Raw genomic sequence first — 22,948 nt, 5'->3', positions numbered from 1 at the left:
TATGTCGTTCGAAAAAGATAGAATCAAATCACATGGTCTTACATTTGATGATGTGCTTTTAGTCCCCGGATATTCAGAAGTTTTGCCACGTGATGTTGTATTAGAAACTCGTTTTTCTAAGAATATAAAATTGAACATACCTTTGGTTTCTGCGGCTATGGATACTGTAACAGAGGCAGAGATGGCAATGGCGATTGCGCGTGAAGGTGGCATAGGGGTGATTCATAAAAATATGTCTATTGCAGATCAGGCTAAGAAAGTGAAAACAGTAAAGCGTGCTGAAAATGGAATGATTTACGATCCGCTTACCATCACTCGAGAAAAGAAAGTAATGGATGCTTTGAGTATGATGAGAGAATATCATATAGGAGGGGTGCCTGTAGTGGATGACAACGGAATTTTAGTAGGTATCGTAACCAATAGAGATTTACGTTTTGAAACACGCTTAGAACGTACCATCGGTGAAGTAATGACCTCCGAAAACTTAATTACTACAGATTTATCAACAGACTTAAATGATGCGGTTGAAATTCTTCAGCGACACAAGATTGAAAAATTACCCGTAGTTGATGATGATTATAAACTAATAGGCTTAGTTACTTATAAAGACATCACGAAAGCAAAGGATAAACCTTTTTCCTCTAAGGATGAAAAAGGACGCTTACGTGTTGCTGCTGCAATTGGAGTAGCCGGTGACAGTAAAGAAAGAGCACAGGCTCTTGTCGATGCAGGCGTTGATGCTTTGGTAATAGATACTGCACATGGACATTCTGCAGGTGTTTTAGATATGTTGAGTTATGTCAAGAATAGTTTTAAAAATGTTGATGTAGTCGTAGGAAATATCGCAACAGCAGAGGGAGCCAAAATGTTGGCTGAGCATGGTGCTGATGCTGTAAAAGTCGGCATAGGTCCAGGTTCTATTTGTACTACTCGAGTTATTGCAGGAGTAGGAGTACCACAGCTTTCTGCTATTTACGATGCGGTGAAAGAGTTAAAATCTTATGATATTCCTGTTATCGCTGACGGTGGTCTTCGTTACTCGGGTGATATTGTGAAGGCATTGGCGGCAGGAGCAAGCACAGTTATGGCTGGCTCGATGTTTGCAGGTGTAGAAGAGTCGCCTGGTGAAACAATTATATACAATGGGCGAAAGTTTAAATCTTATAGAGGAATGGGCTCTGTGGAAGCAATGCAGAAAGGGTCGAAAGATCGTTATTTTCAAGATAATGAAAATGATACAAATAAATTAGTACCTGAAGGAATTGCTGCACGTGTACCTTTTAAAGGAAACTTGAATGAAGTGATTCACCAGCTTATCGGAGGATTGAGAGCTGGGATGGGGTATTGTGGAGCTAAGACCATAAAAGATTTAAGCAAGGCTAAATTTACAAAGATTACGGCTGCAGGAGTTACTGAAAATCATCCACACGACGTGGATATTACTCGAGAAGCTCCAAATTACAGTCGATAAAAATTATGGAAATGAGATGTCATTGGTGTTTTTTGGTAATCCTTATCTTAGGTTGTGGTAGCTTATTGACTGCACAGCAAGAGAATGATATACTTTTTCAAATAGGTAATGACACTGTTACTGAAAAAGATGCATTGGATATAATGTTTGCTAAAAAAGATAAAAAAACTATTACAGTAGATGAGTTTAATAAGATGCTCAATTTTTATCTCACTATTTATGATTTTAAAGCTCGTGGGGCTGATACTACCAAAGCATTCAAAAGAAAGTTGGAAATGCAGACATTAAATATCTTAGGAAGTATCTACAGTACTGAAAATTATAAGCAACTCATGGATAAGTGCACGATGTCTCGAAACACCTTTGCTATCGTAAAAGATTTATTCGTTCCTTTCGATCCGATTCTATTGCGTCAAATAGAAGAACTAAAAAAGAATGAAAATGTCACATTTGAGCAAGTTGTAAATAAAGCAAGAGCCTACGAAGGTACTTCTATGAGTACTCGTATTATTTCTCCGACAGAAACTCGGTGGGCTTTGAATAATGCCATTTGTAATTTATTAGAAAGTGATAACCGTACTGGGATTATCGGACCCATAAAAGATAGTAAAGGATATCATTATATTGAATTAATAAGAGAGCAAGAAAATTTCGGCAGGTACAAAACCTTAATGATTTATATTCCTGATATGGAGGGGAGTGGTGAGCCAAAAATAAGGGAAGCCTTTGCGAAGTTAAAATCAGGTAAATCTTTTAAATTGGTAGCGAAAGAGTATTCACAGCCATATAGAATAGATGAAACTGCGGTAAAGTATTTTGTGCCTTCTATCAATAGTAATGAAATTATTCTTAAAGAATTAGAGAAGCTGACAATAGATGGAGCAATGAGTAAACCATTTTTTGCTTCAGGTGGTTGGTATATTATAAAACGATTGAGTAAAGAGGCTTATCCGCTGGAAAAGAATCTGAAAGAACATGCTCGCTATATTACTAGAAAGCCATCGTTTTTCATTGAGGAGTTAAAGCAGAGGTATCAAGTACAAGAATATCCATATAATTTTATGAGTGGAAGAGATGATATTTTATTTTTAGTAAGTAATGAGCCATTTTATACTAAAGATTTAAGACAATATGCGAGTGAATATGGATACAACTTTACAACAGATACTTATGACAAATATCTTCATCACCTTTTAGTAGAGAGGTACAAAAAAGATATTGATACAAACCGTTACCAAAGACTGATAGATGATTTCTATTTTATGCAAGTTTTCAATCCTATGGAAATGATTGGAAGAGGACAGAACAAAGAAAAGTTTATCGAAGATTTACGCAAGTTGGTAAATAAATATAATCCTGTAATTCCTAAAAAAAAATATGTTGAGGACAATCCTGTTTTTGAGAATTAGACACCTTAGTCTCTTAGTAGTATCTATAGGAATTCTTTTGCTAGCTTCATGTCAAAATAAGGAAAAAGTTGCTCCCAAAGATGAACATGGCACGAGGGTAGCTAAAGTTGGAGACTCTTATCTCTATGAAGAAGATTTAAAAGATTTGCTAAAAGATGAAACTAGTGGCGATGATAGCGTAGCTCTTAGAGAACGATATATAAACAATTGGATTCGTAAGAACTTGTTACTGGAAACAGCGAAAATGAATCTAACTGAAGAGGAACAAAACGTCGAAGAGTTAGTAAAGGATTATCGTTCGTCATTATTAATTAGCCAATACAAGCAGAAATACCTAGCGGAGCACTTAGATACAATAGTTACAGACGAAGAGTTAACTAATTATGTAGCGGAACATTCTGAAAGTTTTGTATTGAAACGCCCTATTTATAAATATTATCTTGCTAAAGTATTAACTAAAAACAAGAAGGATATTGCACTTATTAGTTCGCTTTTCTCCAAAAGAAATATAAACCTTATGCAAGATTTCCAACTGGAGAATACGACCGTAATAAGTAATTACGATGGAGGTTGGTATACTGCTAAGGATATTTTAAGGAATTTACCATCAGAGGCAGATTTAAAAGACTTGAATTCATTAAAAGAAGGAAAAGTTCTTACAATGAAAGACCAAACCACAACCTACTTTTTAAAACCTATTAAAATTATTCCAGAAGGAGAAATGAGTCCTGTGGATTTTATCAACGAGAAAGTAAGAGAAATTATTTTACATAACAGAAAAATAGCACTAGCAAAACAATTAGAATATGAAATATATGAAGTTGCAAAAACAAACAATCAATTTGAGGTTTATTAGTCTTTGTTTGTTTGTATTAGCAGTAATGCCATTACAAGCACAGAAAAAAGGTACCGTAATAGAGCAAATTGTAGCCATGGTAGGTGATGAGGTGATATTGCAGTCAGAGTTGCAATACGAAATCAACAGAGCAAAGGCAGAAAACCAAGTAGCTGTTGATGGCAATATACACTCACAAGTTATTGAAAATATGCTCATGTCAAAATTGCTAAAAGAGCAAGCAATAGTTGATAGTGTTATTGTAACTGAAGATGAAGTAGAACGCCAACTTGATCAGCGAATGAGTCAATATTTACGCTATGCCGGGTCTGAAGAGAAGCTGGAGCAGTATTTCAAAAAGAGCACAGCAGAGATAAGAAACGAATTGCGTGATGCCACACGAGATATGCTGATCGTGGAACGAATGAAAGAGGAGATTGTAAAAGATGTAAAAGTAACGCCTGCAGAGGTTCGAACTAACTTTAAAGAAATCCCTCAAGATACTTTGCCTTTGATGCCTGAGAAGCTTATCATTCAACAAATTACTAAAAAACCAGAAATATCTGAAGAAGAGAAAGACAGGATACAAGAGAAGTTGAGAAATCTACGAGATGAGATTTACGGAGGAGCTAGTTTTGCGACTATGGCTGTGTTGCACTCAGAAGATCCTGGTTCTGCAAATAAAGGTGGAGAATTGGGTTACACTTCACGCACAGGCTGGGTAAAAGAGTTTGCAGACGAAGCATTTTCATTAAAACCAGGTAAAATTTCTAAAATAGTGCAATCAGACTATGGATTCCATATTATCCAACTTATTGACAAAAAAGGCGATAAAGTGAATGCTCGTCATATCTTACTGAAGCCTAAAATCGAGTTAGAGTATAAACAAAAAGCGAAGAATTTGCTTGATTCCATTCGTACAGCTATCTTGAACGGAGAAACTACTTTTGAAGCTGCTGCATTCAATTATTCTGATGATAAAGACACCCGAAACAATTCTGGAGTACTGATGAACAACAGAACGATGGGTGCTTATTTTCAAAAACCAGAATTACCTCCTATTATTTCTAGAAATTTAGAAGGAGTAAAAGAAGGTGAGCTTTCAGAAATTTTTTATGATGATCAAGAGCGCGTGCCGATGTACAAATTTTTCAAAATTAAGTCTCGCATTCCAGAACACAAAGCAAATTTGGATGAGGATTGGGAGATCTTTGAAAATATGGTTCTCACCAAGAAAAAACAAGAAGTTTTAAATGACTGGGTGGCAGAGAAGATAAAAGACACTCATGTAGAAATTAGTAAGAATATTTCCAGAGAAGGTTTCCAACATGACTGGGATAGCAATTAGAAAATACACCATATTTATCTTTTGTTGCCTTAGCTTATCAACGGAGATTGTTGCGCAAAGCTTTTTTACCATTCGCAATGCAGATTCTGTATTTATGGTGAAAAATCCTGTAACTCAAGACCATGATCAGGTTTTTGTCGGGAATGTATTTTTAGAAGAAAAGGCAAAAGAAATAAAGTTTTTTTGTGATAGTGCTTACAAACACTCAGATACGCAGATAATAGAGGCGTATGGAAAGGTGCAAGTAAATAGGGGAGATACTATTGATTTGCAGGGCGAATACATGTCCTTTGACTTAAACACTAACTTTTTGAAAGTCAGAAAAAATGCAAAATTAGAGCATGCAAAGGCAACACTTCTCACAGATTCGCTTGATTATAATTTAGACACAGAAATTGGAGCTTATAATTATGGGGGAAAGTTAATTGACTCTACCTCGGTACTTTCAAGTCGTGTCGGAACCTATTATGCTAGCAATGGAGATGTTCTATTTAAACAAAATGTTGTTATTACTGGAGAAGATTATAAAATTATCACAGATTCGTTGCGATACAACGTGAACTCCAATGAAGCATTCATTATCTCACCTACTGATTTTGTGAGTGAGGATTACCAAATGTACACGGAAAGAGGTGTGTATAATACCAATACAGGGATCTCTAATTTTACAAAAGCGACAAAGTTAATCAACGAAAGCTATGTTTTAACGGGCGACAACCTAAACTATGATGAAAAAACAGGCATAGGCATTCTTACGAAAAACTGTGAGCTCGTAGATACTGTTAATAACATGGTTTTGAAAAGCGACTACATGAAAAGTGTTCGACAGGATAGTTCAGTGTTAGCAGTAGATAGTATTGAATTACAGTACATTATGGAGAAAGACACGCTCTTTGCTCATTCTGATACGATCTTTGTTCATAAAGATACATTGCACAGACAGATAATGGAAGTGTATAGAAAGGTAAAGTTTTTCAAACCAGATTTTCAGGGCAAATGTGATTCTTTATCATTTACTGAGGCCGATTCTACTATGCGTATGTATTACGATCCTACGATATGGTCTGGCACTAATCAGCTTACTGCTGATACTATAACAGCTGAGTTTGTTAATGAGAAACTAAAACATGTAAACTTGCTTCAAAATGCTTTTACAATAGCGTCGGAAGACTCTACACAAAATTTCTATAATCAAATGAAAGGTCGAGAGATGAAAGCGTTTATTGATAATGACACCTTGCATACTATCGAAGTTTATGGAAATGGAGAGTCTCTCTATTTCGTAAAGGATGATGGGAAGCTTACCGGAGTCAATCATATTAGGAGCAGTGATATCACTATTCGGCTTAATGACCAAAAGCTCAGCACAATCATCTTTCGAACGAAACCTACTGGAACGATGCATCCCGTAAGTAATTTTGATAAAATAGCATTATTATTGAATGGATTCAGATGGGATGAAGCCAATAGACCTCGCCGACGAGAAGATATCTTTGAATGGAACCTTGCACCACCTGTGGAGGAACCAGCACAAAAACGAGGAGTCATAACAGAAGATAATCCCGAAGAAGAAAAAAACGATGAGGATTTGAAAAATGCGAAACAAAGAAAACCACTAGAAAATGGTGGAGAATTTAGATAAAGATAAATAAACTTATGAGATTAATTGAAGATTTAAAATGGCGCTATGCTGTGAAAAAGTTTGATGCGTCTAAAAAAGTAGAAGAAGAAAAGGTGCAGGAAATTTTAAAGGCAGGAAATCTCACTGCTAGCTCATTTGGAATGCAAGCCTTTCGTTTTGTATTGGTAAGAGACAAAACAATACTAACTAAACTTTCAGAATATTCTTGGGGAGAACAACTTAAAGGGGCTTCACACATGATTTTGCTGACTGCAAAGACTAAAGTAGATAGTGATTTTATTAAGAATTATGTGAATTATACAGCAAAAATAAGAAATACAGAGCAAGAAAAACTGGAGTTGTTTGAAAAAGTAGTATCTGGTCACTTGAAAACCTTAGAAGAAGAAAACCGGAAAGACGAATGGGCTGCTCGTCAAACATACATTGTACTAGGAACACTTCTAGCGGCTTGTGCAAATGCCCGTGTAGATTCTTGCCCCATGGAAGGTATTGAAAAAGCCATGTTTGATGAAATATTAGATTTACCTAGTAAGAATTTGACGACAATTTCTGCTTTGCCTATTGGTTATAGAGCCGAAGATGATAAATATCAGCATTTACCTAAAGTTCGTCGTCCTTTAGAAGATATGGTCATAGAGTATTAATTATTATAAATATCGAAACACTGAAAGCCACTTGTTAATGCAAGTGGCTTTTTTACTGTGACAAGTTTTTTATATGAAGATTATTTCATCATTGTATTATAATGAACAGTTATAACTCCTTCATCATCACCGAAAAGCTAATTCTATTTTCTAAGAGCGAATGGTTATAAAACAATAAACCTGTAGAAACAGAATTGTAATAAAATTGTTTATTCTTATAATCATATGGTTTATCCTAGCAGGATATTTATATAGCATAAAATCTATTATTTTATCTAATCAATCATTTATAATTCATAACTTTAGGGATAATATATTTTTCATAAAACTTAAAATATTTTAACAATGGATAATTTACAAGATCAGTTCATTATTATTACAGGTGGAGCTGTTGGAATAGAAGGTGCAATGTCTACAGAATTCATAAAACACAGGACTTCTATTGTGACTGTCGACTTGAATGAGAAAGCTGGCTATATAAAAGAAAAATTTAATCTCGATAAAGAAGTCTTTGTGAAAGAGTATTCTTTTAAAAAGTCGTTTGTAGAAGAACTTGTCCAACTAGCAATTTCAAAATTTAAAGAGCTGACGAGTGTCGTAAATAATACATATGCTTTATGCAAAAAACCTTTATTAAAACATACAAAAAATGATTGGGAAATATCTCTGAATACGAGTTTTAAAGAACAGAAAAATCTTAGAAACTATATTGTCATAAATAAAACAATTAGCACTTTAATATTGTTTTTATTTGCGGTGAATTTTATGTTTGCACAAGTTGGTACAAATGGAGATAATAGGGATGAAGAAGGTAGACCCATAACCGAGTACAACCTTGTAATAGAGCAAAATAAAATGACTTTAGCAGGTGTAACTGCTGATGGAATGACAGTAAATGGTGATATTCCTGCACCGACTTTAGAGTTTGCGATAGGTGATCTTGCTGTTATCAATGTAACGAATAAGATGGATGTTGAAACTTCCGTACATTGGCATGGAATTATCGTTCCAAATTTCTATGATGGTGTACCTTATCTAACTACGCCACCAATAAAACCAAATACCACTTTTTAATATAGAATCCCTATAAACCAAACAGGTACTTATTGGTATCATTCGCACACTATGCTACAAGAACAAAAAGGCGTTTATGGAGCATTAGTCATTCATCCTAAAGAAAAAACATTAGAGTATGATAAAGAATTAGTTGTCGTATTATCTGATTGGACGCATGAAAAACCTATGAATGTTTTGAGAAATTTAAAACTCGCTAATGAGTGGTACCAAGTCAAAAAAGGAAGTTCAGTCCCATTAAGTGCTGTGATTAGTAGAGGAGCTCTTGGTGCCCAACTTAAAATGTGGCGAGATCGAATGGAGGGTGCTGATGTTGCAGATATTTACTATCCTGCATTTTTAAGTAATGGAAAAGATATAGCTAGCTATCCAAATTTTAAAGCTGGAGAGAAAGTACGTATGCGTTTCATTAATGCTTCTTCCTCATCCTATTATTGGTTAGACTTTGGAGGAGGAAATCCAATGATAGTAGCTAGTGATGGAATTCAAGTAAAACCCGTTTCAAAAAATCGCATTTTTTTTGCCATAGCTGAAACCTATGATGTTATCGTAACCATGCCTGATGGAACATTAGAAATAACTGCTACTGTTCAAGATGGTTCTGGACATACTTCTGTTCGCTTAGGTGAAGGAAAGCTTATTCCTGCAATAGTAACGGGTAGGCCAGATAAAATTGCCATGATGGAACAAATGGCTGAAATGGATATAAAGATGGGAGCACCCTCTATTGTGAGTAATCCTAAAAAGAAGACTCCTCAGTACTTAAATGATAAGTACGGTATGGATATGGATATGGATATGGAAGGAATGGATAATATGAATCATGAAGAATCGAAAATGAAAGATATGAAGCATTCAAGTCATAATAATTCAAATCATCAGCAGCATGAAAATAATACTGATAATTCTTCATTTGATTATGATACACGAAAGACTTATTTCAATTATGTTTTTCTTGAAGCTAAAGAGATAACAACTTTTCCCAAAGAAGCAAAGGTAAATGAAATGTTATTGACCCTTACAAGAAATATGAATCGGTATATGGAGTTTAAATGGACTTCCTATATCTGAAAAAAGCAAAATAAAAATAAAGAAAGGAGAAGTCACTAAGATCAGAATGTCCAATCTCACAATGATGCACCATCCAATGCATTTACATGGACATTTTTTTCGAGTGCTCAATAAGAATGGAGAACGTTCTCCATTAAAGCATACAGTGAATGTTCCTCCAATGGAAGAAGTTACGATTGAGTTTTATAATGAAGAATACGGTGACTGGTTCTTTCACTGTCACGTATTGTATCATAAGGTAGGAGGTGTGTCACGTATTTTTAGTTATGAAACTCCGAGAGATGAACGTATGAAAGATTATCCTGTAGAAAATTTACTTGATGAGGTCGATCAATATTTCTATTGGGGTGCAGCTAAAATAGGATCTAATTTCAGAGAGTTTGAACTAACAGCTAGTAATATTAGAAACGAATTTATCTTGAATGGTGAGTTTGATTATGATAAAATGATGAAATTGAATTTAGTTATAATAGATATTTAAATGATTTTGTAAGATTATATATTGGAGCGAATGCAGAAAATAAAGAGCCAGATTCGTTTGATGATATTAATACTGTAGGTTTAGTCGGTGTTAAATATTTTACTCCGTATATGTTTAATTTTGACTTTAGTGTTGACCATCAATTACGACCTAGAATAAAATTGGATAGGGAACTATTACTTTTTCCTAGAATGTTTTTAGAAGGTGAATACGAATACCGAGCAGATTTTGGTTGGGTAAATGACTTAGAGAATGATAAGGATTATGAAGGAGAGCATGGATGGACTTTAGGTTTGTCTTACATGATTTCTAGAAATTTTTCTCTTCATGCAAACTATGATAATGATACCAAATGGGGTGGTGGATTGTCAATTAGATTTTAGATAAATAAAAATTACAATCTTTTAAATATTTTACACTATGCATTTGAATAGTATAAGAACAATAATCTAGTCATGTATGCTTTGATAGTTACTCATATCAATTTTTTGAGATTTAGCTTATTGAGTAATAGTTTAAAGTCTAGTTCAATTATAATAAAAGCGATATCAAATGTCGCTTTTTTAGTGAACCAGGTAGTATATTTTATTGTAGCATCATTGACCTTAAGAAAGCTTTCATAAAACTGACATGACAAGTTAAACTGATGAAGTAATTAAGTTACCATCAACATAGGCATCTTCAGCAAGGATTTCATTGTTTGCAATTGTTACAACTAATGTTCATTCTCCATAATCAGAAAGGATAGTTCTATAGTACGTTAAATTTCTGTTAAGAGCTGATAATTAGTTGTTTGAGTTAGTCTAATAACCGATAAATTCTAGTGATTGAGCATATAACCGAACGATGAAATTTTTTGGGATGAAGTTCAGCTTCTAAGCTTAGTCATTCCAAATTTCACGAAGTTTTTGCTCCATCATTTTGGACATTTTTACAGGTCTTTGTCTTTTTTTATCAATAAAACACAACGTCACACTACCAGTTACGAGAAGCTTTCCCTTTTCATTATAGATTTTATGGTTAAAAGTAACTCGTGTCTTTGGAAATTCGTCAATAGTGGTTTCAATGGTCAACAAATCATCGTAAAATGCTGACGAATGATAAGTTACTTCTAAGTGAATCACTGGCATAATGACTCCAGTGTTTTCCATTTCTTTATATGTAGTTCCAATTTCTCGAAAAGCCTCACCGCGACCTATTTCAAAGAGCTTGGCATAGTTACCATAATATACGACACCCATTTGGTCAGTATCTGCATAGCATACTCGGTATTGGGTTGGTGTTAGTTGCATCTTATTATTTATTTAAATGGCGAATCAGGCTCTTTTGCCATATGATTATACGATAATTTATCCAGTAAGGAAGGAAACCATTTGCTAAGCCAAACAGTGAATTTTCCTTCTGCAAAAGTCAGAATCAATTCACGTTTACGCTTTACTGTTGCATTTATGATGTGTTTGGCACACTCTTCAGCACTCATCATTTTTCCTTCATCCCTTGGTGATTTCCCTTGGGGTTTACCAGAGGCGGTAAGGGAAGTGTTACGGATATTAGACGCTGTAAAGCCTGGAGCGGCAACCAATACATGAAGACCGGTTTTCAGATTTTCTACTCGTAAGGTTTCCAAAAAACCCCTTACGGCAAATTTAGAGGCTCCGTATCCTGTGCGTCCAGGCAATCCCATATATCCGGCAACAGAGATTACGCCTACTACGCTACCTTTTGTTTTTAGCAAATAAGGCAAAGCGTATTTCGTGCAATAGACAGTACCCCAAAAGTTTACATTCATAATATTGCGTAACACATCCAGTTCTACATCTTTAAAAAGTGCTCGCATAGCGATTCCTGCATTATTAATTAAAATATGAATTTCTCCATAATGTGCGATCGTCTTTTCGATGAGTTTCTTACAATCAGATTCCTTAGTAACATCAGTTTCAATGCATAAAGGGGCATAACCTTTAGATTCGAGAATGGATTGTTCAACTTCTTTTAATTTCTTTATATTTCTCGCAGCTAATACGACTTTTGCTTGTCTATTTGCACACTCTATAGCACATGCCTTCCCGATTCCAGAAGAAGCACCAGTTATGATTACGACTTTATCTTTCATAGATTTGTAAAGATATAATATTGATTACAAATATAAGAAAATGACATGATTTCAGTTGCTTTTTTCTTTATGATTTTGCATTAAATAGTCAGTTTTTCCTATCTTGCAATTTATTATTGAATTTCCCAAAATGACTTGTGTATGAAAGAAACGCCTAAAGAAATACAACAGGTAGATGAAGCTTTCAAAGACTTATTGCAACACTGTAATCGTTCCAAAAGGAAAGAAAGTGAAGACCTTATTGTAAAAGCGTTTTTATTTGCAAAGAATGCACACAAGGGAGTCAAGCGAAAATCAGGAGAACCTTACATTTTGCATCCTATTGCAGTGGCTAAGATTGTTGCAACTGAAATAGGACTTGGTACCAAAGCTGTGTGTGCGGCTCTCTTGCATGATGTTGTAGAGGATACTCACTTTACCTTAGAGGATATAGAGAATGGATTTGGTCCCAAAATTGCCTATATGGTTGATGGTTTGACGAAAATCGGAGGTATTTTTTCCTCTGATGTATCACAGCAGGCAGAAAATTTTAAGAAAATACTACTTACCTTATCTGATGATATGCGAGTCATCCTCATAAAAATTGCTGACCGTTTGCATAATATGCGTACCCTTGAGCATATGCCTACGAATAAGCAAATGAAAATTGCTAGTGAGACCCTTTACATATTTGCACCTTTAGCACACCGACTAGGATTACGCAATATTCGTAAAGAATTAGAGTCTTTGAGTTTGAAATATACCAACCCTATTGAATATAAAGAAATAGAACGTAAACTGTCTGAAACAAAGGGGCAGGTAGATGAGATTCTAGAACAATTCATAAAACCCATTCGTAAAAGAATGGAAGATGAGGGCTACGAATTCGAAATAAATGGTAGGCACAAGTCTGTATTTTCCATGTGGAGGAAGATGCAGAAAAAGAAGCTCAATTTTGAAGAAGTTTATGACAGGCTTGCCGTTCGTATTGTTTTTGAACCCAAAGAAGGTAAATCAGAGAAAATACAGTGCTTCGAAATTTACAATATTATTGCGGAGATATACCGGCTGAAAGAGGATCGTACTCGTGACTGGATTAATAAACCACGGGATACAGGCTACGAAGCACTCCACGTTACAGCCATGGCAGACACAGGTGACTGGGTGGAGGTGCAGATCCGTTCACGGAGAATGGATGATGTGGCAGAAAGAGGAATTGCAGCTCATTGGAATTATAAAGAAGGGGGGGAATATACCCAGTTGGACAAGTGGCTCGCAGAAATCAGAGTACTCTTCGAAAACCCAGATTCTGATGCGTTGTCTTTTTTAGACGATTTTAAGCTTGGATTGTATTATGATGATATTCAGGTTTTTACGCCAAGAGGCGATGTACATACTTTACCGAAAGGAGCTACTGTTTTGGATTTTGCCTATAAAATACATACTGAAATTGGCAACAAATGCATTGGCGGTAAAGTGAACCGTAGAGCACAAGCTATTAACTATGAATTGCATTCGGGAGATCAAGTAGAGGTTTTGACCTCTGAAATTCAACAGCCCAAAGAGGAGTGGTTAAATTTTGTCGTAACTCCACGTGCTAAGTCAAAGTTAAAATCCATATTCAGACAAGAGCGACGGGAGAGGATAAAATACGGACAGGAATTATTAGAGCAAATCTATAGAAAAAATAATTTTGGTGTATTTAATTCTGAAAGATTACATAAGCTGATAAAGAATCTAGGTGTTAAAAATAAAGAACAACTGTACATAGATTTAGCAACAGGCATCATTACTGATAAAGATGTCAAAAAAGCTTTTGCTAAGATAGATGGTTCTCGCTTTATTCCATATACCACAATTCGCTTTTCAAATCCTTTTAAAAAGAAGAAAAAACTTTCAGATGAAGCCGACGAATTCAGCGAAGAAAAAGAATCCTCTAATACTATAGATAAAAAGAAAGTCATTGCCCTACGTGATGATAAGGTAGATGACGAATATACTATTGCTAAATGTTGTCAACCCATACCTGGTGATGATGTTATAGGTTATGTTGATTTTCAAGGCAATGTTGAGATCCACAAACGTAAATGTGAGCGGATTGTGAGGATATCATCGCGTCAAGGAGATCGATTAGTCACAGCAGAGTGGAAAACCCATCGCCTAAAGTCTTTTCTAGCCATTATATCCATTGAGGGAGTGGATAGACATGGGCTGGTGAATGAAATTACCAATTTAATATCAAATGATCATGATGTGAATATGAAAGGCATTTCAGTTGAGGTTTCTGATGGAGTATTCTCTGGCGATATAAAGTTATATGTTCCTGATGCACATGAGCTAAATGACGTTATTTTTAAAATTAGTAAAATAAAAGGCATAATTTCAGTACGTAGAAAAGAGTAGTATTAAAATAATCCCATAGAAATTTTGTATATTTGTACTGAATATAAATAAGATGTTTTTTACCATGGAAAAGGAATGTACGCTTAAAAAGGTTTATTTGGAAAATACGAAGAAAATGGCCAAAAATTTATTCACTGATTATTTGGAGAAAAATGGTCATCGTAAGACTCCAGAACGCTATGCAATATTAGATGAGATTTATTCCTCTGATGAACATTTTGACATAGAGACGCTCTATATTCACATGAAAAATAAAAATTATCGTGTAAGTCGGGCGACGCTATACAACACGATGGATTTGTTGATTAACTGTAAGCTGGTTGTAAAACATCAATTTGGTGGCAAGAATGCTCAATTTGAAAGAGGTTTGGATTCTAATAAACATGATCATATAATTTGCACTACTTGTGGTGATATCAAAGAATTCTCTGACAATCGATTGAATGAAGTAAGAGAAGAAGTAGCGAAGCAATTTAACTTTGAGCCTTCATTTCACTCTTTATACATCTATGGATTGTGTGAAAATTGTAAAGCAAAAGAAAATACAAACGAACAATAAAAGAATCATAAAAGAATGGCAGTAAATGTTTTAGTAGGCCTGCAATGGGGTGACGAAGGCAAAGGTAAAATTGTAGATGTACTTACACCCCAAATGGACGCAGTATGCCGATTTCAAGGTGGCCCTAACGCTGGGCATACTCTTGAATTTAACAATAAAAAATACGTTTTGCACACAATTCCATCAGGGATTTTTCGTGAAGATGTTGTAAATATTATCGGTAATGGTGTTGTGATAGATCCTGTCATTTTTCAAGAAGAGGTTGAGAAATTAGAGGCATCAGACAAGAATATAAGAGAGCGTCTCTTTATTTCTAAAAGAGCGACACTAATAATGCCAACACATCGTATTCTTGATGCTGCTAATGAGGCTGCCAAAGGAAAGAACAAGATTGGCTCTACGCTTAAAGGAATTGGACCTACTTATACTGACAAAGTAAGCCGTAATGCTTTACGCGTAGGCGATGTGGTGGGTGAGTATATGGATAAATACAATCGCGCAAAACAACGTCATTTGGATATTTTAGATAAACTTCATCAATTTGAGTATGACCTGAAAGAATATGAGGGAAAATGGCACAAAGCTGTTGAATTTTTGAATTCGTTTAAACTTATCGACACTGAGCATCTTATCAATAATATGCTGAAGGAGAACAAAGAAATATTAGCCGAAGGCGCACAAGGTTCATTGTTAGATATTGATTTTGGAACTTATCCATTTGTGACTTCTTCCAGTACATTAAGCTCTGGTGCCTGTACAGGTTTAGGGATTGCTCCTTCAAAGGTTAAAGAAGTTACCGGGATTTTTAAAGCCTATTGTACACGTGTGGGGATGGGACCATTCACTACAGAATTAGAATGTGAAACTGGTGAGCGTATTCGCCAAGAAGGACATGAGTTTGGTGCGACTACCGGTCGGAACAGGCGTTGTGGATGGTTAGATTTAGTGGCACTGAATTATACTATTATGCTCAATGGTGTAACACAGCTTGCGATGATGAAAGCTGATGTGCTAAATGAATTCGACACAGTAAAGGTTGCAGTTGGTTATGAGATTGACGGAAAAATCACAAAAGAATTTCCCTATGAATTGACTGACGAGGTAAAACCGGTTTATAAAGAATTTCCAGGTTGGAAAATAGATGTTGACGGAGTTTTAAAAACAGGTAAATTGCCAAAGGAACTCAAAGAATACATAGCTTTTATTGAAGATGAAACAGGAGTGAAGATAAAAATTCTCTCTCTTGGACCTGATAGAAAAGCAACTCTAAACTTATAATTCATAACTATGCATACCTTAACTGATCATATAGGTCTTTATACCGATTTTTATGAGCTTACAATGGCTCAAAGTTATTTCTTTACGGAAAGGATAGATGATGTGGCTACTTTTGACTATTTCTTTCGTAGTACACCATTCGATAGCGGATATGTAGTATATGCTGGCTTGGAAGAATTGCTGTCGCTTATTACTAAATTCAGCTATTCCCAAGAAGATATTGACTATTTGCGGAAACAAGGTATGAAAGAGGAGTTTCTCAACTACCTAAAGGATTTTCGCTTTTCTGGGAATATTTATAGCGTAAAAGAAGGAGAAATCGTTTTTCCTAATGAACCGTTATTAACAGTAGAGGCTAATTTAATAGAAGCTCAATTAATTGAGAGTTTGATCTTGAATTATTTGAATTTTCAGTCTTTAATTGCAACAAAGGCGCGTCGTATTCGTGATGTTGCCGGTGAGCGATCCTTCGCTGATTTTGGTTTGCGCAGGGCACAGACGCTTGGAAGTATCCACGCTGCAAGAGCTGCTGTAATCGGTGGGGCAGATTCTACTTCAAATACTTATGCAGGGATGATGTATGATATTCCTGTATCAGGAACACAAGCACATTCTTGGGTACAGAGTTTTGACGATGAGATTGAAGCCTTTAGGAAATATGCAGAAATAAATCCAGATAATACGGTATTGCTTGTAGATACTTATGATACGCTAAAAAGTGGCGTGCCTAATGCCATAAAGGTTGCGAAGGAGATGGAGAAGCAAGGACATAGGTTGAAAGCTGTTCGTTTGGACAGTGGAGATTTGGCTTATTTAAGCAGGAAAGTTCGAAAAATGCTTAATAAAGCTGGCTTAGACTATGTTGGAATTGTTGCTTCAAATCAGTTAAACGAGAGAATTATTAAAAGTTTGATTAAAGAACAGGGTGCGAAATTAGATGGATTTGGCGTTGGTACAGAGTTGGCTACAGGGCAAGAAGACGGAGCATTAGGTGGTGTGTACAAGTTGGTTGAAAGTGATGGGAAACCCCGTTTGAAGATCTCTGAGAATGTAGAAAAAATTTCATTGCCTTGTAATAAAAAGCTGGTTAGATATTTTGATGAAGAAGGTAAATTTTACAGAGACGGTGTCTTATTGAGAGATCAAAATCCTGAATTAACCATTTTTCACCCTTTTCATTATCATTTGAACACAGACGTATCAAAATTAAAATACGAAATTCTTACAGAACAAGTGATAAAAGGAGGAGAGATTTGTATTGGATTAAGAACTTTGAAAGAGATAAAGCAGTATAGTCTGGAGCGATTTAAGCAACTCTCTGAGGAACATAAACGTTTTATAAGTCCACATACTTATAAAGTTGGTGTCGCTAAAGATATTTTAGATATTCGGGATAAATTGATCGCAGAAGTTGAAAAAGATTTTTAAAAGAATATAAATTTTATTCGAGATTTAATAGCTATACTTTTCATAAAGTGTGGCTATTTTTTCATAAAAAAGAGCCCAATCATTAACGATGTGAGCTCATGAATATCCTAAATTTGATTATCGATTCTATCCCATAAATCTCAATACATCATTGAAATTGACAAAAATCATGAGTGAAATGAGGAAAAGAATACCGATAGTTTGCACAATTTCCATGAAGCGTTGGTTAGGCTTTCTGCCAGTAATGAGTTCGTAAGTGATAAACATGGCATGTCCACCGTCTAGACCTGGAATAGGCAAAACATTTAAGAAGGCAAACATAATAGAAAGCATTGCAGTGATATGCCAGAAGCCGTACCAACTCCAAGATGAAGGGAAAATTTGTGTCATCGTGCCAATACCCCCCAATGATGAAGCACCTTCTTTGGTGAACATTATTTTGAAAGAACCTAACTGACGGTCTATTGTTTTTGCAAACATATCCCAGCCTGCAGCAAAAGATTCACCAAAACTGTATGTATGTCTTTTTAGTGCTAAAGATTCCCTATTTTGCATATCCATATAGACTCCCAGTAATGGCTTGTCACCCATAGGAACGATAATTTCTTTCTGCGTGTTATTTCTTAATACACTTACCGTAATAGTTGTGTTTGTATGTTTCTTGAGATAGTCTTTAAATTCATCATAAAAATCAAACTCAATACCATCAACATTGATTATTTTATCTCCAGCCTCTAAGCCTGCATTTTGGGCTACACTTTTATCCATTGTTTGTGCAATAACAAAAGGGGAGAATTTCAATCGAGGTTCTAAACGTGTAGGAACTTTGAAGCTTTTGGAAGATTCGGTTAAAATGTTCTTTTGGAATGATTCTGGGATAGAAATTTTTACTGTATCTGAATTTCTCAATACGGTCATACTCCGAGAATTATTCATAATAATATTGACCAATATTGCATTGAAATCATCAGGAGCTTTGTCATCTACTTTCAGTATTTTATCTCCATTTCTAAGTCCGAGATCATAAGTCATGGAATCTACAGTAACACCATATTTCAAACTATCGTTCGGTAAATACGTTTCGCCCCATTTGTAGCTGATGCCGACATATATGAAATAAGCCAAAACAATATTTACAATAACTCCTCCCAAAATAATAATTAAGCGTTGCCATGCAGGTTTTGAGCGAAATTCATCAGGCTTTGGCGGCTTTTTCATCTGCTCCTTATCCATAGATTCATCAATCATTCCAGCTATTTTTACATAGCCTCCCAAAGGCAACCAGCCAATTCCATAAGTTGTATCGCCTTTTTTTACCTTAAATAAAGAGAACCATGGATTAAAAAAAAGGTAAAACTTCTCCACCCTGGTTTTGAAATATCTTGCAGTAAAAAAATGTCCCATTTCGTGCAAGATAACTAAGAGTGTGAGGCTTAAAAGTAATTGCCCAATTCGTATGATGAGTTCCATAAATAAAATTCTTAATTAGGAGAAGTGCGAAAATACATATTATCTGATTAGACTGCAAACATATTCCCGAGTCTCCATATCCGTTTCAATATAATCTTGATAAGTAGGATGAGCTTTATAAGTGAGCTTTTGCATTGCTTTGGCAATAAGTTCTGACATCTCTAAGAAACCGATACGTTCATCAAGAAATGCCTGAACGACAACTTCATTTGCGGCATTGAGTATACAAGGCATATTACCTTCTTTTCCCATGGCTTCGTAAGCTAAGGATAGGTTCGTAAATGTTTCTTTATCCGGTGTCTCGAAATTTAAGGTAGCATAGTCAGCAAAATCAAAGCGTTCCCAATCATTTTTTTTCCTTCGTGGATAATAGAGCGCGTACTGTATCGGTAGCTTCATATCTGGCAGTCCACATTGCGCTTTTATGCTTCCATCATTAAACTGAACCAGAGAGTGAATGATGGATTGTGCATGAACTATTACATCTATTTGTTGAGGTTTAAGGTCAAACAGCCATTTGGCTTCTATCGCTTCAAAGCCTTTATTCATTAATGTAGCTGAATCAATAGTTATCTTCGCACCCATATCCCAATTGGGATGTTTTAGTGCTTGCTTAGGAGTTACAGTCGAGAGAAAATCTTTCGTTTTGCCGAGAAATGGACCTCCAGATGCTGTCAGCCATATTTTATCTATCGAAGAGAGCTTTTCTCCGGAAAGGCACTGGAAGATGGCAGAATGCTCAGAATCAACAGGAAGGATTTTCGCTTCAGGCACTTCCTTAAGTTTTTGAGTGATTAAATCACCTGCCACCACAAGAGTTTCTTTGTTAGCCAAAGCTACCGATTTGCCATGCTCTATAGCTTTCAACGTTGATGCTAAGCCTGAATAGCCAACCATTGCAGCCACTACAATATCGATAGTTTCTTGAGCAATTGCATCAACTATGGCTTGTTGCCCTGCTTGTACTTGAATAGATGTCTTTTTAAGAGCGTCTTTAACTACTGTGTAATTTTGCTCATTCGCAATGATAACCGTGTTCGGACTATACTTTTTTGCCTGCTTTATGAGTAAATTGGTGTTATTATTGGCAGTCAGTAATGTGACATTCCAATCATCAGGATGCTCGTCCACCACTGCTAATGTTTGCGTTCCAATAGAGCCTGTAGCTCCCAAAATTGCTAAATTTCGTTTTTTTGTCATTTAGAAAGAAATAAAATCTTGAGGGTCTAGAGATTGACCATTATGCCAGAGTTCGAAATGTAAATAAACCCCATCACCACGTTCTCCAGTATTTCCAATTACAGCAATTGCTTCACCTCTATCTACATAATCCCCTATGTTCTTTAATAGTTGTGCATTGTGTGAGTAGCTGGATATCAGGTTGTTGCTGTGCTGTATCATTATTGAATAACCAGATTCTAAAGTCCAGTTGGCACTAATCACTGTACCTTCAGCGGTTGCCATTACATGGGTGTTTTCCTGTGCAGCTATATCTACTCCAAAGCGATGTGCGGAGGATTGCTGATAACTTGCAATAACGACTCCATTATGTACAGGTGAGTAGAGGTATAGGTTGAACAATGATTCTTTTTGCAAGGATTTACCATAGGTTACATTAAATTGATTTTCAGCCTCTACTGCTAGTCTTAGAATAGAATCTTCGCTTGATTTTACGTAATTAATTTCTCCTTTGCTTTTAGTTAAATCTGTATTCCCGGGCTTTATAGTGTCGTTAGGATTCTTCAATAATGAATCTTGCCCATTTAAAATATACAATATCCTTTGGTAATGTTTTTCGTTTGCTTTTAACGTATTTTGTAGTGAATCTATGATGATAGCATTACTAACTAGCTTTGATTTGATTTGATATTCACTATTAGGCATAATGCGTTTTAATGGTGTGTAGTTCATCAAGAGAATTCCTAGTATTATTAATAGAATGGCTCCACCCACTACAATAACATAAGTATTAAATAAAGAAAGCCTCAAAGAAAAAGTTTCTAAAAGCGTACTGTCATTATAAATAATGAAACGGTACTTATTCTTAAGCTTTCTTATGATTTTTTTTCTTTTCACGCTACTGTTTTACTTTTTAATGAGCACAAAGATAATAAGAAAAAAAGTATATGATTATTTTGGATTGTAATATAAAAACAGTATCTTTGCACCACTATATCGCGGAGTAGAGCAGTTGGTAGCTCGTCGGGCTCATAACCCGAAGGTCGTAGGTTCAAGTCCTACCTCCGCTACAAAAGTAAAGTTAAGGTCATCAATTTTTGATGACCTTTTTTTATAACTAAGAAATAGAGTCTTATTTATAGGAGTAATGCTTAATTTTTGGCAGTATTACTGTCTTTGGTACATTTATTGAGAAAATATATTATTCATTTAATTCAATTGAGAGGATGAAGTAGTTGAATCCACTCAGACAAGTGCTTCTTCTTGGGCAAACGAAGGTTTCTCTGTTTTTACCGGACCTGCATTTGGTGATGATTTTTCTTGGAATCTAGGTTTCAGATCATACCACAATATGGGGAATACGAATAAGTTTAAGTTTATGCCTGAAGTTTATTTAGGCTTAGCAGGTGAATCATCTTTTGGAATCTCTGCAAATGTGCTTTACCAATTTAACGATGTTAGAACTGGTAAGTTAATCAATCCATATATTGGATTAGGATTAGGCTTCTTTAAACTTGGTGATACCGATTTTGGAACTAACTTTATCGTCGGTACAGAGATTGACGTATTGGACGGTAAAGTATTCGTTGATTATTCATCTCATAATATGTTTGATATTAATCAATTCTCAGTAGGTTATAGATTTACATTTTAATAAAGAATAATAATGAGTAAACAAATAAAATATGTGCTTGGAGTACTTGCTATGCTATTCAGTGTAGTGGGTACACAGGCTCAAAATAATAATACGAGTACGGGTTACGACGAAGAAATGATCGTAATGCCAAAAGATGAATTTGTTGATGCTGTAGCAAAAGCGGTAAATGAACGAAGAAAGAAAAATGCAAAGATAGAGGCAGAACTGTATCAATTGAAGTTGCAACAGCGTAGATTACAGCAACAAGGTGGGGTAACAAAAGATAATGTAACTAATGAGGATTACAATACTCGCTTCAACCGATTAGAAGATCAAATTAGACAACTGATGATTATGTTTGCTGGAAATAATGGAGCTACAGGTTCTAATGTTACCTATCTGCCGCGAGATAATCAATTTGGAAACTATTCAACGAATCCCGGTTTGGGATTTGGAGCTAGTACTACCGGAACTTCTTCATTTAAGGTGGATGATAGTACCCTGAAGCAAGAGATCAATAGATTAGTTGCTGAAACTGAGCGTTTAAAGAGCTTAATTGATCATAATTCTGCTAATGCGCCAAAATCAGCCTATGATGGTCAAGTAAGTGAAATCTTTTTTGATAATGACAAGTATAATTTATCAAGCACTGCTGTTTCAACCATTGATGATGTTGTGTCAATTTTGAAGTCAGATGAGCGATTAGATATAATGGTAAAAGGATTTGCAAGTAAAGTAGGTAATTCTATTTATAATCACAATCTATCAATGAAGCGTACTGATGAAGTAAAGCAAGCTTTTATAAGTAAGGGGATTGCTCCAGGCAGAGTTCTAAGTACTTATCATGGTGAGGATTTGAGTAACAGATCAGTAGCCGAATCAAGGAGAGTTGATATAATTATCTTAGATTCAAGAAAATAAACTATTA

Annotated in this window: 20 protein-coding genes, 1 tRNA gene and 1 pseudogene; 17 read left to right on the top strand and 5 right to left on the bottom strand. The window is 35.4% G+C overall.

The genetic code is table 11. The features are described 5' to 3' along the window. The first annotated feature begins 1 nt into the window (after position 1). The 10 genes and pseudogenes from guaB to C7377_RS09610 all read left to right on the top strand — a co-directional run bounded on the left by guaB (position 2) and on the right by C7377_RS09610 (position 10,358). On the top strand, positions 2 to 1,471 hold the full coding sequence (gene guaB, locus C7377_RS08645) for an IMP dehydrogenase (protein WP_116496950.1): 1,470 nt from the start codon (positions 2 to 4) through the stop codon (positions 1,469 to 1,471). Positions 1,472 to 1,476: 5 nt separating this feature from the next. Next, positions 1,477 to 2,880 (top strand): peptidylprolyl isomerase, encoded by a 1,404-nt coding sequence (locus C7377_RS08640; protein WP_133241481.1) that lies wholly within the window; start codon positions 1,477 to 1,479, stop codon positions 2,878 to 2,880. Beyond that, positions 2,849 to 3,736, top strand: coding sequence for a hypothetical protein (locus C7377_RS08635; protein ID WP_133241480.1), 888 nt, complete (start codon positions 2,849 to 2,851; stop codon positions 3,734 to 3,736). The genes C7377_RS08640 and C7377_RS08635 overlap by 32 nt, the downstream gene beginning before the upstream one ends. Continuing rightward, complete coding sequence (locus tag C7377_RS08630) at positions 3,687 to 5,063, top strand: peptidylprolyl isomerase (protein ID WP_116496947.1); 1,377 nt, start codon at positions 3,687 to 3,689, stop codon at positions 5,061 to 5,063. The genes C7377_RS08635 and C7377_RS08630 overlap by 50 nt, the downstream gene beginning before the upstream one ends. Further along, complete coding sequence (locus C7377_RS08625) at positions 5,044 to 6,705, top strand: OstA-like protein (protein ID WP_116496946.1); 1,662 nt, start codon at positions 5,044 to 5,046, stop codon at positions 6,703 to 6,705. Before C7377_RS08630 ends, C7377_RS08625 begins: the two co-directional genes overlap by 20 nt. A gap of 14 nt (positions 6,706 to 6,719) precedes the next feature. Beyond that, a complete protein-coding gene (locus tag C7377_RS08620; protein WP_116496945.1) occupies positions 6,720 to 7,349 on the top strand; it encodes an NAD(P)H-dependent oxidoreductase in 630 nt (209 codons plus the stop codon). 345 nt (positions 7,350 to 7,694) lie between these two features. Next, positions 7,695 to 8,516: pseudogene (locus C7377_RS09625) on the top strand (SDR family NAD(P)-dependent oxidoreductase); the annotation flags it as partial. Further along, positions 8,514 to 9,494 (top strand): cupredoxin domain-containing protein, encoded by a 981-nt coding sequence (locus C7377_RS09620; protein ID WP_262494803.1) that lies wholly within the window; start codon positions 8,514 to 8,516, stop codon positions 9,492 to 9,494. The pseudogene C7377_RS09625 and the gene C7377_RS09620, both read left to right, overlap by 3 nt. Next, positions 9,457 to 9,975, top strand: coding sequence for a multicopper oxidase domain-containing protein (locus C7377_RS09615; protein ID WP_207778474.1), 519 nt, complete (start codon positions 9,457 to 9,459; stop codon positions 9,973 to 9,975). The genes C7377_RS09620 and C7377_RS09615 overlap by 38 nt, the downstream gene beginning before the upstream one ends. A 110-nt stretch (positions 9,976 to 10,085) precedes the next feature. Next, positions 10,086 to 10,358 carry a hypothetical protein gene (locus C7377_RS09610; RefSeq protein ID WP_207778460.1) on the top strand — a complete coding sequence of 91 codons (273 nt, stop codon included), beginning with the start codon at positions 10,086 to 10,088 and terminating at the stop codon, positions 10,356 to 10,358. 498 nt (positions 10,359 to 10,856) lie between these two features. Here the strand turns inward: C7377_RS09610 and C7377_RS08605 are convergent, their stop codons facing one another. Both C7377_RS08605 and C7377_RS08600 read right to left on the bottom strand, forming a co-directional pair. Beyond that, positions 10,857 to 11,267: an acyl-CoA thioesterase gene (locus tag C7377_RS08605; protein WP_116496944.1), complete on the bottom strand. Its 411-nt coding sequence runs from the start codon at positions 11,265 to 11,267 to the stop codon at positions 10,857 to 10,859. Positions 11,268 to 11,275: 8 nt separating this feature from the next. Further along, positions 11,276 to 12,088 carry an SDR family oxidoreductase gene (locus C7377_RS08600; protein ID WP_116496943.1) on the bottom strand — a complete coding sequence of 271 codons (813 nt, stop codon included), beginning with the start codon at positions 12,086 to 12,088 and terminating at the stop codon, positions 11,276 to 11,278. A 141-nt stretch (positions 12,089 to 12,229) separates the two neighbouring features. Between C7377_RS08600 and C7377_RS08595 the strand changes: the two genes are divergently transcribed. From C7377_RS08595 to C7377_RS08580, 4 genes are all read left to right on the top strand, one after another. After that, positions 12,230 to 14,470 carry a RelA/SpoT family protein gene (locus C7377_RS08595; protein ID WP_116496942.1) on the top strand — a complete coding sequence of 747 codons (2,241 nt, stop codon included), beginning with the start codon at positions 12,230 to 12,232 and terminating at the stop codon, positions 14,468 to 14,470. Positions 14,471 to 14,534: 64 nt separating this feature from the next. After that, positions 14,535 to 15,029 (top strand): Fur family transcriptional regulator, encoded by a 495-nt coding sequence (locus C7377_RS08590; protein ID WP_207778459.1) that lies wholly within the window; start codon positions 14,535 to 14,537, stop codon positions 15,027 to 15,029. Between the two features lie 15 nt (positions 15,030 to 15,044). Continuing rightward, positions 15,045 to 16,307, top strand: coding sequence for an adenylosuccinate synthase (locus C7377_RS08585; RefSeq protein ID WP_116496941.1), 1,263 nt, complete (start codon positions 15,045 to 15,047; stop codon positions 16,305 to 16,307). A 9-nt stretch (positions 16,308 to 16,316) separates the two neighbouring features. Next, a complete protein-coding gene (locus C7377_RS08580) occupies positions 16,317 to 17,735 on the top strand; it encodes a nicotinate phosphoribosyltransferase (RefSeq protein ID WP_116496940.1) in 1,419 nt (472 codons plus the stop codon). A 126-nt stretch (positions 17,736 to 17,861) separates the two neighbouring features. Here the strand turns inward: C7377_RS08580 and rseP are convergent, their stop codons facing one another. From rseP to C7377_RS08565, 3 genes are read right to left on the bottom strand one after another with little or no spacing between them, the layout of a single operon-like run. Continuing rightward, positions 17,862 to 19,205 (bottom strand): RIP metalloprotease RseP, encoded by a 1,344-nt coding sequence (gene rseP, locus C7377_RS08575; protein WP_116496939.1) that lies wholly within the window; start codon positions 19,203 to 19,205, stop codon positions 17,862 to 17,864. A 39-nt stretch (positions 19,206 to 19,244) separates the two neighbouring features. Next, a complete protein-coding gene (locus C7377_RS08570; RefSeq protein ID WP_116496938.1) occupies positions 19,245 to 20,405 on the bottom strand; it encodes a 1-deoxy-D-xylulose-5-phosphate reductoisomerase in 1,161 nt (386 codons plus the stop codon). Continuing rightward, positions 20,406 to 21,281, bottom strand: a complete 876-nt coding sequence (locus C7377_RS08565; RefSeq protein WP_116496937.1) for a M23 family metallopeptidase — start codon at positions 21,279 to 21,281, stop codon at positions 20,406 to 20,408. A gap of 100 nt (positions 21,282 to 21,381) precedes the next feature. On the opposite strand from C7377_RS08565, the gene C7377_RS08560 reads away from it, so the two are divergent. The 3 genes from C7377_RS08560 (at position 21,382) to C7377_RS08550 (ending at position 22,941) form a co-directional block, all read left to right on the top strand. Beyond that, positions 21,382 to 21,454, top strand: a tRNA-Met gene (locus C7377_RS08560). A 308-nt stretch (positions 21,455 to 21,762) separates the two neighbouring features. Further along, on the top strand, positions 21,763 to 22,038 hold the full coding sequence (locus C7377_RS08555) for a hypothetical protein (protein ID WP_133241479.1): 276 nt from the start codon (positions 21,763 to 21,765) through the stop codon (positions 22,036 to 22,038). 12 nt (positions 22,039 to 22,050) lie between these two features. Further along, positions 22,051 to 22,941, top strand: a complete 891-nt coding sequence (locus C7377_RS08550; RefSeq protein ID WP_116496935.1) for an OmpA family protein — start codon at positions 22,051 to 22,053, stop codon at positions 22,939 to 22,941. Positions 22,942 to 22,948 lie beyond the last annotated feature (7 nt).

This window comes from Balneicella halophila (genome assembly GCF_003096835.1).
GTDB lineage: Bacteria > Bacteroidota > Bacteroidia > Bacteroidales > Balneicellaceae > Balneicella > Balneicella halophila.
This window is presented reverse-complemented; position numbering and strand designations above follow the sequence as displayed.

Coding starts and splice junctions, on each gene's coding strand:
- guaB (WP_116496950.1), top strand. CDS start 2: ATGTCGTTCGAAAAAGATAGAATCAAATCACATGGTCTTACATTTGAT.
- C7377_RS08640 (WP_133241481.1), top strand. CDS start 1,477: ATGGAAATGAGATGTCATTGGTGTTTTTTGGTAATCCTTATCTTAGGT.
- C7377_RS08635 (WP_133241480.1), top strand. CDS start 2,849: ATGTTGAGGACAATCCTGTTTTTGAGAATTAGACACCTTAGTCTCTTA.
- C7377_RS08630 (WP_116496947.1), top strand. CDS start 3,687: ATGAAATATATGAAGTTGCAAAAACAAACAATCAATTTGAGGTTTATT.
- C7377_RS08625 (WP_116496946.1), top strand. CDS start 5,044: ATGACTGGGATAGCAATTAGAAAATACACCATATTTATCTTTTGTTGC.
- C7377_RS08620 (WP_116496945.1), top strand. CDS start 6,720: ATGAGATTAATTGAAGATTTAAAATGGCGCTATGCTGTGAAAAAGTTT.
- C7377_RS09610 (WP_207778460.1), top strand. CDS start 10,086: ATGTTTAATTTTGACTTTAGTGTTGACCATCAATTACGACCTAGAATA.
- C7377_RS08605 (WP_116496944.1), bottom strand. CDS start 11,267: ATGCAACTAACACCAACCCAATACCGAGTATGCTATGCAGATACTGAC.
- C7377_RS08600 (WP_116496943.1), bottom strand. CDS start 12,088: ATGAAAGATAAAGTCGTAATCATAACTGGTGCTTCTTCTGGAATCGGG.
- C7377_RS08595 (WP_116496942.1), top strand. CDS start 12,230: ATGAAAGAAACGCCTAAAGAAATACAACAGGTAGATGAAGCTTTCAAA.
- C7377_RS08590 (WP_207778459.1), top strand. CDS start 14,535: ATGGAAAAGGAATGTACGCTTAAAAAGGTTTATTTGGAAAATACGAAG.
- C7377_RS08585 (WP_116496941.1), top strand. CDS start 15,045: ATGGCAGTAAATGTTTTAGTAGGCCTGCAATGGGGTGACGAAGGCAAA.
- C7377_RS08580 (WP_116496940.1), top strand. CDS start 16,317: ATGCATACCTTAACTGATCATATAGGTCTTTATACCGATTTTTATGAG.
- rseP (WP_116496939.1), bottom strand. CDS start 19,205: ATGGAACTCATCATACGAATTGGGCAATTACTTTTAAGCCTCACACTC.
- C7377_RS08570 (WP_116496938.1), bottom strand. CDS start 20,405: ATGACAAAAAAACGAAATTTAGCAATTTTGGGAGCTACAGGCTCTATT.
- C7377_RS08555 (WP_133241479.1), top strand. CDS start 21,763: ATGCCTGAAGTTTATTTAGGCTTAGCAGGTGAATCATCTTTTGGAATC.
- C7377_RS08550 (WP_116496935.1), top strand. CDS start 22,051: ATGAGTAAACAAATAAAATATGTGCTTGGAGTACTTGCTATGCTATTC.